Raw genomic sequence first — 12777 nt, 5'->3', positions numbered from 1 at the left:
ACAAGAAACCTGACTGCCGCCCGACCCTGCCTCTCACAACACTTAATGACAGCATGAGGATGAACCCGATGGAGCGTATCAATCGCGCCACCCCTTTCGTTGCGGGCTTTTGTGGCCTGCTGATCGCGCAGCAGAGCTTCGGCGAAGGTTTTCTGGAAGACAGCAAGGCCAGCATTCTGGCGCGCAACTTCTTCAGCAACGCAGACAACCGCAGCGGTGCTGCTGACCCGAACTACACGCAGGAGTGGGGCCAGGGCTTCATGCTCAACTACCAGTCCGGCTACACGCCCGGCACCGTCGGCTTTGGTGTCGATGCGCTGGGCCAGTTGGGCATTCGTCTGGACTCGGGCAAGGGCCGCCACTACAACCCGCAAAGTACCGCATTCAATGGCAACATATTCCCGACTGACAGCGACGGCTGCGCGGTCGATGAGTTCAGCAGCCTGGGCGCGACGCTCAAGGCACGCGTTTCAAAAACCGAGTTGAAGTACGGCACGCTGGTGCCGATGCTTCCGGTGGTCATGTCCACTGATCGCATGCTGCAACAGACTTTTCGCGGCGGGCAGATCCAGTCGAAAGACCTGAGTGATTTCACCTTCACTGCCGGGCAACTGGAACATGTAATGGGCCGCGGTTCGACCAACCAGATGGGCATGTCGATTCCGGGTGCCAATAACCCGCTGACCGGCGAATTCGTCAACAAGTTCTACTACGCAGGCGTCGATTACAAACCGACCAAAGACCTGACCTTGCAGTATTACTACGGCAACCTGGAAAACTTCTACAAGCAGAACTTTCTCGGACTGAAATACGACATGCAACTCGGTCCGGGCACCCTGCGCACCGACCTGCGCCACTTCGACAACCGCTCGGACGGTGCAAACGGTCACGATCCGGCGTTCTACACGGTGGGTTATTACGGCAACGGCGTTACCAAGGGTGAAGTCGACAGCCGCCTGTCCAGCGCCCAGTTCACCTACCTCATCAACGGTCATACCTTTGCTGCCGGTTATCAGGCAGTGACCGGCGACAGCGACGCGGTATGGTTGAATCAGGGCGATGGATCAACTGCTTACTTCATGACCGAATCCATGATCGGCAAGTTCCAGCGCGCCGGAGAACGCACCTGGCAGGTCCGTTACGGCTATGACTTCGCCAGGCTTGGCGTTCCCGGGCTGAACTTCCTGGCCATGTATGAAAGCGGTTCGAACATCCAGACGTCCGACGGCGACAAGAAGGAATGGGAACGCAACGTTACCCTGAGTTACGTGGTGCAGTCCGGCCCGGTGAAAAACCTCAGCGTTGCACTGCGTCATGCACAACTTCGTACCGAGTTTGCCAGTCAGCGTGATGCCGACGAGCACCGGATCATTGTCAGCTATCCGATCAATATTTTCTGATCCTGCGAAAACAGCAGATGGAAGTAGCGTCTGCTGTCTGAGCACCTGTTAAACTCCCCGCCGTTATTTTTCACGTCCGGGCATCTTGCCCGGACGCTTCTGCATTCCTGTCTTGGTATACAAGGAGTTCGTGACCCCATGGTTGCAGGTACAGACCTGAGCGCAATGCAGTGAATTGCTGGTCTATTCTGGGGCTGGACGCTCCTTCTGATATTCGCAGTATCAAGCGCCGTTACGCTGTACTGCTCAAACAGAACCGCCCGGACGAAGATCCGGCTGGTTTTCAGCGGTTGCGTGATGCCTATGAGCAAGCGCTAAGCTGGGCTGCCGAAACTCAAGAAGAGCCGGTGGAACAGCAAGGCCCATTGCTTGCGCCGACTCCAGAAATGCCGTCGCCAGCTCAGTCTTCCAGCGCCTCAGATCTTCAACGCCGCAGGGCTGACCTGCTGCTTGAAGGTGTCACTGCGAAGAATCTGGACCAGCGACTGGAACACGCCCGAGCTACACAGTGTGAGCAGGCGTTCGAAGTAGGCATGCTGGAATATTGCCAGGCGGATGCTCCCGATGTCTGCGAGCTGACCGAGCGCGCAGTCGAGCTTTTTCAGTGGCTAAGTGCCTGGCAACGCATCGACCTGTCCTTGCGGGCGACGCAAACTGTTCTGAACAATCTGTCACGCAATACCGAACAGAAGCTGGCAGAGGCGCTGAACAGCAGCAATGCCGAATCCTTCTCCAGTCTGTACCTGCATCTTGACCAGACTGCCTGGATGCAGACTCTCGACCGGCGTATATGGCTTAACAAATACCTCGCTGGGTTACTGGCCCACGCTGAAGTCTGGTCCAGCCCTATTTTTGATGCCGTGTGCGAGTGGCAAGGCTGGAAGAAAACCGACGGTCGCACTTTTTGCCCGGAACCCTTCTGGAGTCGGCTGTTGGCACGCAGTCGTCAGGCCTTGTTTCTCGAAGAGCAGCAGCGTCTTGCCACGCAGAAAATCGACAGTACAGGCTCACGTGCAGCCCGCCTGCTGTTCCTGCCCATGAGCGATGACGCTCGCGTGTCAATGACCATCCGCTTCACCCCTGCCGACTGGCAAGCCTGTGAGTCGCTGGCCAACACAGTGGCGCGACATTACCCGGATTTGGCCAGCCATGTGCCCGGCGAAAACGTGTACTTCTGGCGACCGTTGCGCCGACATACATCGTTCTGGGCATTGCCGTTTGCAATCGTTGGCGCAGCGTCCATGACGGCATGGGATAGTTATTACCGACTGGGAAGTGATCCGGGCGAAACAATGATCACCCTGTTGCTGATTATTGGCGCACTTGGCCTGATGGCGGGTTTGCTTTACGTAGGCGGCCAGACGCTCGGCGTTTTTGCCTGGCGCCTTGATGAGCAACTCACCAAGCGCTTTGGTCGCTGGCTCACGCTGCGCCGCCCGGTGCCGCTTTTGCTGCGAGAAAGCACCGTAAGCTGGGCGCCCGCAGTACCCGCCTGGCTGATCGGGGGATGGAAAGCGTTACTGATTTACGCCGCAATACTCACCGTGGCTGCTGCCGGCACTCGCATTGCCTGGCCCGAAGGGCTCAAGCGGACATTTTCAATCGCTCCAGGCTCACCGGCCAGAGAATTTATGATTGGTATTGTGCTGGGCCTGACAGTCTCGTTGCTGTTCATCTCCGGCACTTTCATCAACTACCGGCCGGTGCAAGAAGGTCAAGGTCTGCAGGCGTGGCCGAAGCGCCTTTGCGCAGCCCTGCTTGAAACAAACCAGCCCTGTCACCCGCCCTCGCGGGACCAGTGGTATGCGCCCGCATCTGCTCTGGAGGCTGGCCATGATCAGTAATCGAGCGTTCATCGCCGCTATTTGTGTTTTCGCGACCATCGTCTGGGCGCATCACAGATTGACCAGCACCCACCGCATTCCGACAGACACGATTGCAGATACTTCAATGATGCGGGACGCGGCAGCGTGCCTGGTATTTGACGATGCTCTTCTGCTTGAACGCTATGCTGATTATCGCAAGCACTATCAGGCGCTGATTGATGGCAGCGAGGGTGTGGGGCCGTTCATCCAAAGCTTTGCAATGGGTGAGAGCAGTCGTTCCATCGCAATCAATAAGAGTTTGGCCTGCCGTATCCGTTACCCACAACTGCTCTACCCCAAGTCCGATCCGCTGGTCATTGCCGTAACCGAGTACAGCGAGACGCTCGACGCACTGCGTGAAAAAACGTTTGATGCCGAGGCGCTCTACAATCAACCACGCCCCGATATCAAGCTTGCCCGGCAGCTGGATGCAGATATTACCCAAGGGATACAACAACTGCAGCAGCGCAGTCTTGCCGTTCGAAAACGCTTCGAGGAACCTCAATTTCTGGCACGCAGCGAACAACTCGCGGCCATTGACGATCGCCTTGGCCACGATCAGCACTGGCACACGCTCAACTTCATGATCCTAGCCCGGCAAACGATCAATTACCTGAACCAGAACGCAGATAACGCTCGCCTGAACCCGGACGCGCTTGAGGCCTTGCACACCGAACTGGTTAACGCATGGCTGGATGCCGAGCGCTATTTCAAAAATATGCCCAACCTCAAGTCTGCCAATGGAAAACGCCCGATATGGCTTGTGATCAAGACGCCCGCACAGAACTGGCTATCAGCTCTGGACACCTTGCAACGGCAGTGGGCCGCTCATGCCGATGTTGACCAATTGAACAAGAGTCTGCTGACGGTAGAGCAGCAGTACGATCAACTTCTGAAGCAATACAACGCATCGGTGCTTGGACAGTACTAACCGCTTCAAGTGAAGCCGGCAGAGAAATGTACCGGCAGATACATTTCTCTTGAGAGATGAATGAACTCAGCCAGACACCTGATCCAGAAATATCAGCTGCGGTGGCTCTGCCAGCCACTCGCTGCTTGCAGCTGCAAACTGTTGGTAATGCGACGTGGCAACGTGCGCATCCAGTGCTGCCTGATCCTTGAAACATTCACGCATGTAAAACGTGCCGTGCTCATCGCGCGCCTCGAACAGTGTGTACTCGATATTGCCCGGCTCTGATCGGGAGGGCTCCACCAGTGCTGATAATGCTTCTTTCAATGCAGACTCTTTGCCGGCAACGGCTTTCAGAACGGCGATCAAGGCCAACGGCTTTGCAGGTGTATTCATTATCAATGCTCCGGTATTCAATTCGATCAATGAGTGGGGGCAGGCGCAGCGTCGACTTTCACGCGTAGCAGGCTATAAGGTTTTGCACGCTTGTCGTGGCCCGAATTGAAACCGGCCTGACGGTGCAATTGGTTGACGATGAAATACAGGTAGCCATCCGGACCGATAGACAACGTATCAGGCCACAGCATGCGAGGATCGTGCGCCACGGTTTGCCAGTTTCCGCTCGGCAGGCGTTTGCGAATTGCATTGTGCTCATAGTCACCTGCATACACAGCACCGTCTGCGTCAGCCTCAAGACCATCGGAGGCGCCCTTTTCACCGAGGTCCTCAACAGCCGCAGCCAGTTGCTGCTCACTTACACCGCTGTCGTTCAGCAGCTCGGTCGCGACGGAGTACAGGTGGCGGCTGGACAGTGGCGAGAAATACAGCGTCTTGCCATCAGCCGACAACGCAATGCCGTCTGCGGCTACGTGAACCGGTTTGCGCGATCCGTCCGGGCCATCACCCAGCACGGGTACGCCCTCGACCACGGGCACGAAATCCGGGTCGGCAGACGTCGCCTTCGCGCCGCTCAGGCGACGTACGGCATGCCCACTGGCAATGTCCATGACAATGATTGCGCCCGGTCCGCTTACCGAAGAGTCAGTCACATAGACAGTCCCCTGCGATCCTTTGCGGAAGTCGAAGCGCATATCGTTGACATAAGTGCTGGGCAAGATGACGTTATCCGGAAACACCAGCCGCTTGACGATTCGGTTGGTGGCCAGGTCTACCGCAACCAGCTTGGCACCACCCGGACGCGGAGCAGCAAACTGCGGTCCGGCAGTGTCCAGAAGCCAGACGCGTCCTTTGCCGTCAGCCACCACACTCTGCACGCTGATCAGCCCGTCGCCGGGGTCCTTCGGATTCTCGTGGTTGACCGCCAGATCGGGGTAGGCAACAACTTTGCCTTCACGAATCTCGCCCACCGTAAAAGGCACCTTGTCGCCCCAACGAGGGAAGTTGACGAAGATTCGCCCGGTTTCAGTGACTGTCACACCGGTAGGCATCGCATCGTAAAAGGCATGCACCTGTTCAAGCTTGCCTACCGACCTGTCGGCAGGGGCGCTTGCAGGGAGCCCGGTGATGGTCGCGCCGTAGGCCAGTGAGGTGGTGAGTGTGGCGGCGGACAGGATGGCCAGTGCTGCGCAAATTGATTTTCGATGCATGGTGCTCTCCTGATGGGACAGCCAGGGCTGCTCATCGGTATTCAGTAATACGGGCTGTGCGCACGGAAGGTGATGACGTTCATCACTCTACGTGGCTCAAGGACGATGGATGGACAAGACTGCGAGTATTTTGGTCTTTCTCATTACAAAGAAAAACGCGGGGAATACGCTAACACTTTCAACGCCGAGGCGAAGATCACCGCCTTTGCCAAGACACGCAAGCACCACGCTCATGCAGCAACGCTGCGCCTGGAAGGACTCCAGCCGCTCATTTGGCGGCTATAAACAAATATCCGAGTCAGGCCAATAACAACTCAGGCCACTCCCCTTGCACGAGTCTCATCCGACCAATCAGCCGCCGACCTTGGCCCAGCGGAGGGATCCAGACTGCTGACCGCATCCAGGCGTTGAATCTGTTCGTCAGTCAGCGTCAGCGACAAGGCGCCCAGATTATCGGCAATCTGCTCGTGCGAACGAGGCCCGATGATAGGAACAGCGCCGTGCGAACCTGCCCAGGCAATGGCAACCTGACCCGCGCTTACGCCAAGCTCACCGGCAACCTCCAGAACAGTATCGAGAATCCGTGTGCGCTGCGTCGAGTTCTCAGGCTGGAATACCTTGCCGCCAAACCCTCAGCGCGCCCGCTCTCCCCTTTGCGATATTTGCCGGTCAGCATGCCACCACCCAGAGGTGACCAGGTGACGACGCCAAGGCCAAGCGCGTAAGAAGCCTGAAAAAGATCGGCCTCAGGCTCGCGATGCACCAGGCTGTGCTCGAACTGAGCGGCTGCAATCGGTAATGCACGGCTGATTTCGGCCAGCGTAACCGCGCGAGCAAGCCGCCATGCAGGGAAATTGGACAGGCCTGCGTATAGGATTTTCCCTGCACGCGCCAGATCTTCAAACCCTCTGACAATTTCCTCGATGGGTGTAACAGCGTCTGGATGGTGCGCCCAATAGATGTCGATGCGATCCGTCTTCAAGCGTTTGAGACTTGCTTCCACCGAGCTGACCATTGCCTTGCGATTGTTGCCGATGGCCAGTCGGCCGGGATTGGCCGAGGCACCGTTGGTAAATTTGGTCGCCAGCACGAAATCATCGCGCCGGCCTTCCAGCAGCGTACCGAGTAACTCTTCGGACTGACCGAACTGATATATGTCTGCAGTATCGATGAAGTTGCCACCCGCCTCTGCATAGGCGTTGAAAATTGCCTTGCTGGCAACCGGGTCTGCGCCGTAGCCCCAGCCCGTGCCGAAGTTTCCTGTGCCCAGCGCCAGTTGCGAAACATTGAGCCCGGTTTTGCCAAACGTTCTGTATTTCATGGTTTTGCTCCTGCCGATTGAGGATCGCCCGTGGCGCGATCCTGTTGCCGAGAAACAAGGTGGACAGCTAACAGTCAGCTTTGAGCGGTTATGATTACGATCAGCATCTTAACTGCCAATCATTTTGATTATGGTCAGCATCAATGCTATATTCACGCCCTGCCGAACCCGGACGGGTAAAAACCAAGCAGGCAAGAGAGGCAACTCACATGAGAGTCACCAAGGCGCAGGCCCAGGCCAACCGGGCACACATTGTCGAGACGGCATCCATCCAGTTTCGCGAGCACGGCTTTGACGGTGTAGGGGTGGCAGACTTGATGGCCGCAGCGGGTTTTACCCACGGCGGGTTCTACAAGCATTTCGGCTCCAAGTCCGATCTGATGGCCGAATCGGCTGCCTGTGCCATCTCGCGCACCGTGGAGCAATCGAAAGACGTCGATCCTGCGCAGTTCATCGAGTACTACCTGTCCAGAGAGCACCGGGATAACCCAGGCACAGGCTGCACGATAGCCGCACTCAGTGCTGATGCTGCACGTCAGTCAGACGACGTCAAGGTAACCTTTGCCGAGGGCATAGAGAGCATGCTTGCCGCCCTGGCTCCGGCAGGCACGTCTCCTGGCGACAACGAATGGAAACAGGCGCGGGCAAACACCATCGATATGTTTGCCCATGCACTGGGCGCGCTGCTGCTATCGCGCAGTTGCCCGAACGACTCGCCACTGGCAGACGAAATACTCGATGTGTGCCGTACGAAAATGCTTGAGCAACTGCAGGCTCTTTGACCGCTTCTATGAAGGAAACAGTTTGCTCAGGCACGCCAGCTTCTTTTTGTACGACTTTCGCGCTTCTAGAGCCTCCTCCAGCGTTACCGCCACGAATCGCGCTTTCTGGTTGGGTTGCATCTGACCGATCAGGTCGAGGTCGGCACTGATCACCGTACCGATCATCGCGTAGCCTCCGCCGGACACCGCGTCACGGTGCAAGACAATGGGCTCAAGCCCGGCAGGCACCTGAATCGAGCCGATCGGGTAGCAGCTGTCGACGATATTCGATGGATCGGAGCCTGCCCCGAAAGGCTGCTCCCTGGGCTGGAACGTCAACGCCCTGCCGCCCTTGAAGCGATAACCGATGCGGTCGGCTTCCGAGCCTACGCTCCAGGACTCGGAGAAAAAGCTGGTGGCTGCGAATTCGGTCAGACGCTCGTAATACAGGCCCGGCACCACACGCAAATACACTTCCCCGCCCAAAGACTGGCGCAAAGCCATCGGCAAGCTCGCCCCGGCTCGCCCCTTGCCGCCGGGAATGCCTATTGGCAACTGGTCATCAGCCATCAGTCGGCGACCCTGAAAACCGCCAAGCGCACCCAGCGTGTAAGTCGACCGACTGCCCAGCACCAGCGGCACATCAATCCCCCCGGCAACCGCTAGATAGGTGCGCGCGCCGTCCTTGGGGAAGTCGAAACGCAGCACCTGTCCGGCTTTTACCGCAAAGGCGGTGTCGTGGTGCATTTCCACCCCGTCGAGGCGCGCCGCCATGTGTGCACCACAGACCGCCGCCAATGTATCGCACTGGAACTCCAGCTCCGGCCCTAGCAATGTGCATTCAAGCCCGGCGGCACCGGGTGGGTTGCCAACGAGTTGATTGGCAGCGCTGAGCGCGTACTGGTCCAGCGCACCGGAGGGCGGAATGCCCAAGTGGTAATAGCCTTCGCGGCCAAGATCCTGCACCGAGGTCGCCAGACCGGGTTTGAGCACCTTGATCATGCCAGCACCTCCTGCAACGACTTGGGATAACCAGCGGGGTCAGCCAGAAAGGCATCCAGGGAAAACTCGACCGGACGAATCCGCAAATCGAAGCGCCCGGCTTCGACCTCTACAACGGCCGCATCATAGGTGTCCCGATCAACCGGTTTGAACTGGACGATGTCGCCCGGCCGGAAAAACACCATGTGCTCTTTCAGATAAGCCAGACCCTGCTGCGGATCGTAGATCGGCGCGGGCGTAACGCCGAACATCTGGTAGCCACCCGCTCCGCGCACCGAGTAGATGCAGCCGAAGCAGCCGCCGTGCCCCAGCGTAAGCTTGGGTGTATCGGTACGTGGCCGCAGGTATTTGGGCACTTGCAGTTGGCGCTCGCGTTCGACCATCTGAAACATGAACGGCAGACCGGCCACAAAACCGACCATCGAGACGAACCACGGCGCGCCGCTATGAGCCGCAATAAAGGCATCGACATCCGCCAGGTTATTGATGCGCGCAGCGTATTCCAGGTCCGTCGAACCCGGGTCCTGGTGGCGGTCACGAAAACGCATCAGGGTTTCATGGGTCCAGGGATCGTTGTAGAGCACCGGAATCTCGATGATACGGGTTTGCAGCGTACGTTCGGCCACCGCATCGACCTCGGCAGCTCTCACCGCTTCGAGCAAGGCATGCGGTGCGATACGGTCTGGGTCGAAGCGGATCTGGAACGACGCGTTGGCCAGGCATACGTCCAGTACCCCGTCCAGTTCCAGACGCTCGACTGCACGGGTCACCGCCAGCCCTTTGAAAAATGCCTCCAGCGACATACTCTCGCTGACTTCCGCGAACAGGTGTTCATCAGCGCCAAAGCTGTAGCGAATCGGATCAGCCATGTCTGTTCCTTGTTGAATTTGTTGTAGAACGGCAGGCAAATATCAGTAACGTAGCTCGTGTGTCTGTGCACACGATGCCATTTGACTCAGCGCGGCTTACGCACCGTGATTCCGGCAGCGTCCAACGCCTTGCGGGTCGCTTCGGCAAGGGCCAGAGCGCCCGGCGTGTCGCTGTGCAGGCAGATCGAATCGAACTCGATGCTCAGGTCCTCGCCCTCGACGGTGCGCACCAGACCTTGCTGGCACGCCCGAACCACGCGTGCCGCGACCTCGGCCGGGTCATGCGCGCGCACATTACGGGTGAAGACGATGGAACCGCTAAGGTCGTAGTCGCGATCAGCGTAGAACTCGCGAATCACCGGCTGACCGAGCTCCTGAGCGATCTTGCAGATAACCGAACCGGGCATGCAGTAAAGCAGTAATTCGGGCTCCAGGCGCTGAAGGTTTTCCACCAGTAGACGGGCAGCGGCTTCATCCCGGGCGAGGTGCATATACAACGCCCCATGAGGTTTGAAATGCTGCAATGCCACGCCCTGAACCCGGGCCAGCTCACGTAATGCACCCAGTTGGTAGAGCATGTCATCGACCAGCTCCTGCGGCGCTGCGTTGATGTGCCTCCGCCCGAAGCCGACCAGATCGCGGAACCCTGGGTGCGCGCCAATGGCAACGCCCAGCTGTTTAGCCTGTTCGATGGTGCGGCGCATGGTGCCGGGGTCACCCGCGTGAAAACCGGTAGCGACGTTGGCGGAACTGATGAAGGCCATCAATTCGTTATCGACACCATCACCAATGGTCCACGCGCCGAAGCTTTCACCCATGTCCGAGTTGAAATCCACCTGCATGGCTTTTGCTCCTGGGGCTATCGGGTTAAGGGTCAGTCCGGAAAAGAAGCTATCCGGCTTCCTGCAAAACACGTTAGATTCGCTTGCACCCCTTGGGTAGATCTATTTACAGATACATCATCTTCTGAAAAACAGATACCCGCCGATTGGAGTGCTTATGTCCCTGACGTTGCGCCAGGTTCGTTATTTCGTAGCAACGGCCGAGATCGGGCAAATCTCGCAGGCGGCCATTCACCTGAACATTTCCCAGTCTGCGGTGACCACGGCCATCAAGGAACTGGAAAGCATGCTCGGCACGCTGTTGTTCCAGCGCTCGGCCCAAGGCATGAGCCTGACCGAAGCGGGTCGACATTTTCTCAACCGCGCCTACGTGATCCTGCGCAGCGTCGATGACGCACTGAACAGCCCGCTACCCGATATTCGCGCCAGCGGCGTATTGCGCCTGGCCGCCAGCTACACCGTGATTGGCTACTTTCTGCCTCACCACCTGCAACGTCTGGAACATTGGCACCCTGATGTAGCCATCGAGGTTCATGAGCGCGAAAGGCAAGCCATCGAACAGGGTCTGCTGGAGGGGCGCTTCGATATGGCGGTGGTGCTGACAGCCAACATCACTCACCCGGATATCGTCTCGGAGACACTGTTCAACTCCGAACGCCGTCTATGGCTGTCCAGCCATCACCCGCTGTGCCAGCGCGCCGCCGTGAGCCTTGCCGATGTGGCACAAGAGCCCTATATCCTGTTGACCGTCGATGAGGCGGAGCAAAGTGCAATGCGTTACTGGGAACTGGCCGGCCAACGACCTAATGTCAGAGTGCGCACCAGCTCCGTGGAAGCAGTGCGCAGCATGGTCGCCAACGGCAGCGGCGTGGCGATTCTCTCCGACCTGGTACATCGTCCCTGGTCGCTGGAAGGCAAACGTATTGAAACGTTGACTGTCACCGACTCGGTAACGCCAATGAGCGTCGGCCTGGCCTGGCACCGCGAGCGAGAGCTGAGCCCGGCGATGCAGGCGTTTCGTAACTATTTTCACGATGCGTTTCTGGCACCGCAGCAGCTATCGGCGCGGCGTTGAGGATATTACAACCGGGGCAGTTGATCGAACGCACCGAGATGTACATCTTCAGACCAGATATAAACCCGTCTCGATGGATTCAGAGAACAGAGTCGTCTCCAGTCATGAATGATGGAAAGATCGCCAAGCCAGCTGCCACACATTGCATGCTCTGGAAACTCGCGCAACCAACCGCTCATTTCATCCTCTTGCAGGAAGCTGATGGCTTTGAACGGGGAACGCCCTTTCAATGCATCCTGTACCTGCCTGACAAAACGCTCTGCACATTTACGTCGAGCGCCTCCGTCTCCATTCTGTCCAATATGATTGCCGGTTTCGAGTATCGTAGCCATCGGCAAAAACAGCGACTCTCCAGCAAGTATGCGTTGTTCTAACTGACGAAGGGTTTCAATGTGTTGTTGCGCCTTGATGGGCACATTGAGAATTTCGACGAAGACAGAGGTATCAATCAAGCAGACGGCTGTCATTCTGCTCCTCCATCTGTGTTTTGGCGCAATTCAGCCAACCAGTCCAGCGCTTGTGCCTTGCGCTCATCTTCCGTTGTATCGTCCTTCAAGAAACGATCCAGGATCCTCCGCGTCATGAGTTGCCCTAATGGCCCCTGCGCGACCAGTTCCGGATAGGGACTCAGGTCTCCCAGGCGCACCAGACGGCTGTCGCCGTGTTCAGGATCGCGATAGCAGGCAACCACATCAGCCAGCGCACTATCAGGCAACGCATCCATCAAAGCAGGGTTATGTGATGTCAGCAGGACTCGCAGCNTTCCGCACGACTGGGATGGACACCATTGTCAATCTCTTCGATAACCACCAGCGCTCCTTCAGGAGCGGTTAAAAGCGTTGCGCCGACGGCTAAAACGCGAAGGGTCCCATCAGAGAGCAGCGGTGCGTCCACGGTTCTGCTTTTCTGTCCGAAAGACTCCACCAGCCTCACCATGACGTCGTTGCGATCAGTCTTTATAAACTCTATGTCGGTGATGTCCTGTTCGGGCAAGGATTTGATAAAGGCGAGCAGTCTGGTTTTCTGTTCCGGCTCTTGAGAAATCCTGTAGAGGACCGCAGACTGAACCGCCCCGGGTTTCTCGGAGACCCTTTTGTTTGAGTCATGCCACCTGGGCAGACTCGG

12 protein-coding genes and 2 pseudogenes are annotated in these 12777 nt (G+C 57.6%); 6 read left to right on the top strand and 8 right to left on the bottom strand.

Annotated elements, in window-relative coordinates; all coding sequences use genetic code 11:
* The first annotated feature begins 68 nt into the window (after positions 1-68).
* The 3 genes from AO277_RS22065 to AO277_RS22055 all read left to right on the top strand — a co-directional run bounded on the left by AO277_RS22065 (position 69) and on the right by AO277_RS22055 (position 4196).
* Positions 69-1400: an OprD family porin gene (locus tag AO277_RS22065; RefSeq protein WP_044318786.1), complete on the top strand. Its 1332-nt coding sequence runs from the start codon at positions 69-71 to the stop codon at positions 1398-1400.
* 170 nt (positions 1401-1570) lie between these two features.
* Entirely contained in the window at positions 1571-3244 is a 1674-nt protein-coding gene (locus tag AO277_RS22060; protein ID WP_044318785.1) for a J domain-containing protein, read from the top strand.
* Entirely contained in the window at positions 3204-4196 is a 993-nt protein-coding gene (locus AO277_RS22055; protein WP_231994941.1) for a DUF3829 domain-containing protein, read from the top strand. Before AO277_RS22060 ends, AO277_RS22055 begins: the two co-directional genes overlap by 41 nt.
* A gap of 66 nt (positions 4197-4262) precedes the next feature.
* On the opposite strand, the gene AO277_RS22050 is transcribed toward AO277_RS22055, so the two are convergent.
* Together AO277_RS22050 and AO277_RS22045 are read right to left on the bottom strand one after the other, a co-directional pair.
* Positions 4263-4571, bottom strand: coding sequence for a putative quinol monooxygenase (locus AO277_RS22050; protein ID WP_044318783.1), 309 nt, complete (start codon positions 4569-4571; stop codon positions 4263-4265).
* A gap of 26 nt (positions 4572-4597) precedes the next feature.
* The gene (locus AO277_RS22045) at positions 4598-5782 is read right to left on the bottom strand and encodes an L-dopachrome tautomerase-related protein (RefSeq protein WP_044318782.1); all 1185 of its coding nucleotides are present in this window, start codon (positions 5780-5782) and stop codon (positions 4598-4600) included.
* Positions 5783-5854: 72 nt separating this feature from the next.
* On the opposite strand from AO277_RS22045, the gene AO277_RS22040 reads away from it, so the two are divergent.
* Positions 5855-6067 (top strand): hypothetical protein, encoded by a 213-nt coding sequence (locus AO277_RS22040; protein WP_223216219.1) that lies wholly within the window; start codon positions 5855-5857, stop codon positions 6065-6067.
* Positions 6068-6096: 29 nt separating this feature from the next.
* Here AO277_RS22040 and AO277_RS22035 read toward each other — a convergent pair.
* A pseudogene (locus AO277_RS22035) lies at positions 6097-7103 on the bottom strand (aldo/keto reductase).
* Positions 7104-7312: 209 nt separating this feature from the next.
* Here AO277_RS22035 and AO277_RS22030 point away from each other — a divergent pair.
* A complete protein-coding gene (locus AO277_RS22030; protein WP_002553464.1) occupies positions 7313-7885 on the top strand; it encodes a TetR/AcrR family transcriptional regulator in 573 nt (190 codons plus the stop codon).
* A gap of 6 nt (positions 7886-7891) precedes the next feature.
* Here the strand turns inward: AO277_RS22030 and AO277_RS22025 are convergent, their stop codons facing one another.
* From AO277_RS22025 to AO277_RS22015, 3 genes are all read right to left on the bottom strand, one after another.
* Complete coding sequence (locus AO277_RS22025; protein WP_044318781.1) at positions 7892-8866, bottom strand: 5-oxoprolinase subunit C family protein; 975 nt, start codon at positions 8864-8866, stop codon at positions 7892-7894.
* On the bottom strand, positions 8863-9735 hold the full coding sequence (locus tag AO277_RS22020) for a 5-oxoprolinase subunit B family protein (RefSeq protein ID WP_044318780.1): 873 nt from the start codon (positions 9733-9735) through the stop codon (positions 8863-8865). Before AO277_RS22020 ends, AO277_RS22025 begins: the two co-directional genes overlap by 4 nt.
* 86 nt (positions 9736-9821) lie before the next feature.
* A complete protein-coding gene (locus AO277_RS22015; protein ID WP_002553461.1) occupies positions 9822-10577 on the bottom strand; it encodes a 5-oxoprolinase subunit PxpA in 756 nt (251 codons plus the stop codon).
* 157 nt (positions 10578-10734) lie between these two features.
* On the opposite strand from AO277_RS22015, the gene AO277_RS22010 reads away from it, so the two are divergent.
* Positions 10735-11652, top strand: coding sequence for a LysR family transcriptional regulator (locus AO277_RS22010; protein ID WP_005731822.1), 918 nt, complete (start codon positions 10735-10737; stop codon positions 11650-11652).
* Positions 11653-11657: 5 nt separating this feature from the next.
* Here AO277_RS22010 and AO277_RS22005 read toward each other — a convergent pair whose 3' ends face one another.
* Positions 11658-12119 (bottom strand): hypothetical protein, encoded by a 462-nt coding sequence (locus AO277_RS22005; RefSeq protein WP_044318779.1) that lies wholly within the window; start codon positions 12117-12119, stop codon positions 11658-11660.
* A pseudogene (locus AO277_RS22000) lies at positions 12116-12777 on the bottom strand (AAA family ATPase); the annotation flags it as partial. The pseudogene AO277_RS22000 and the gene AO277_RS22005, both read right to left, overlap by 4 nt.

This window comes from Pseudomonas amygdali (assembly GCF_002699855.1).
In the GTDB taxonomy this organism is placed as follows: Bacteria; Pseudomonadota; Gammaproteobacteria; order Pseudomonadales; family Pseudomonadaceae; genus Aquipseudomonas; species Aquipseudomonas amygdali.
This window is presented reverse-complemented; position numbering and strand designations above follow the sequence as displayed.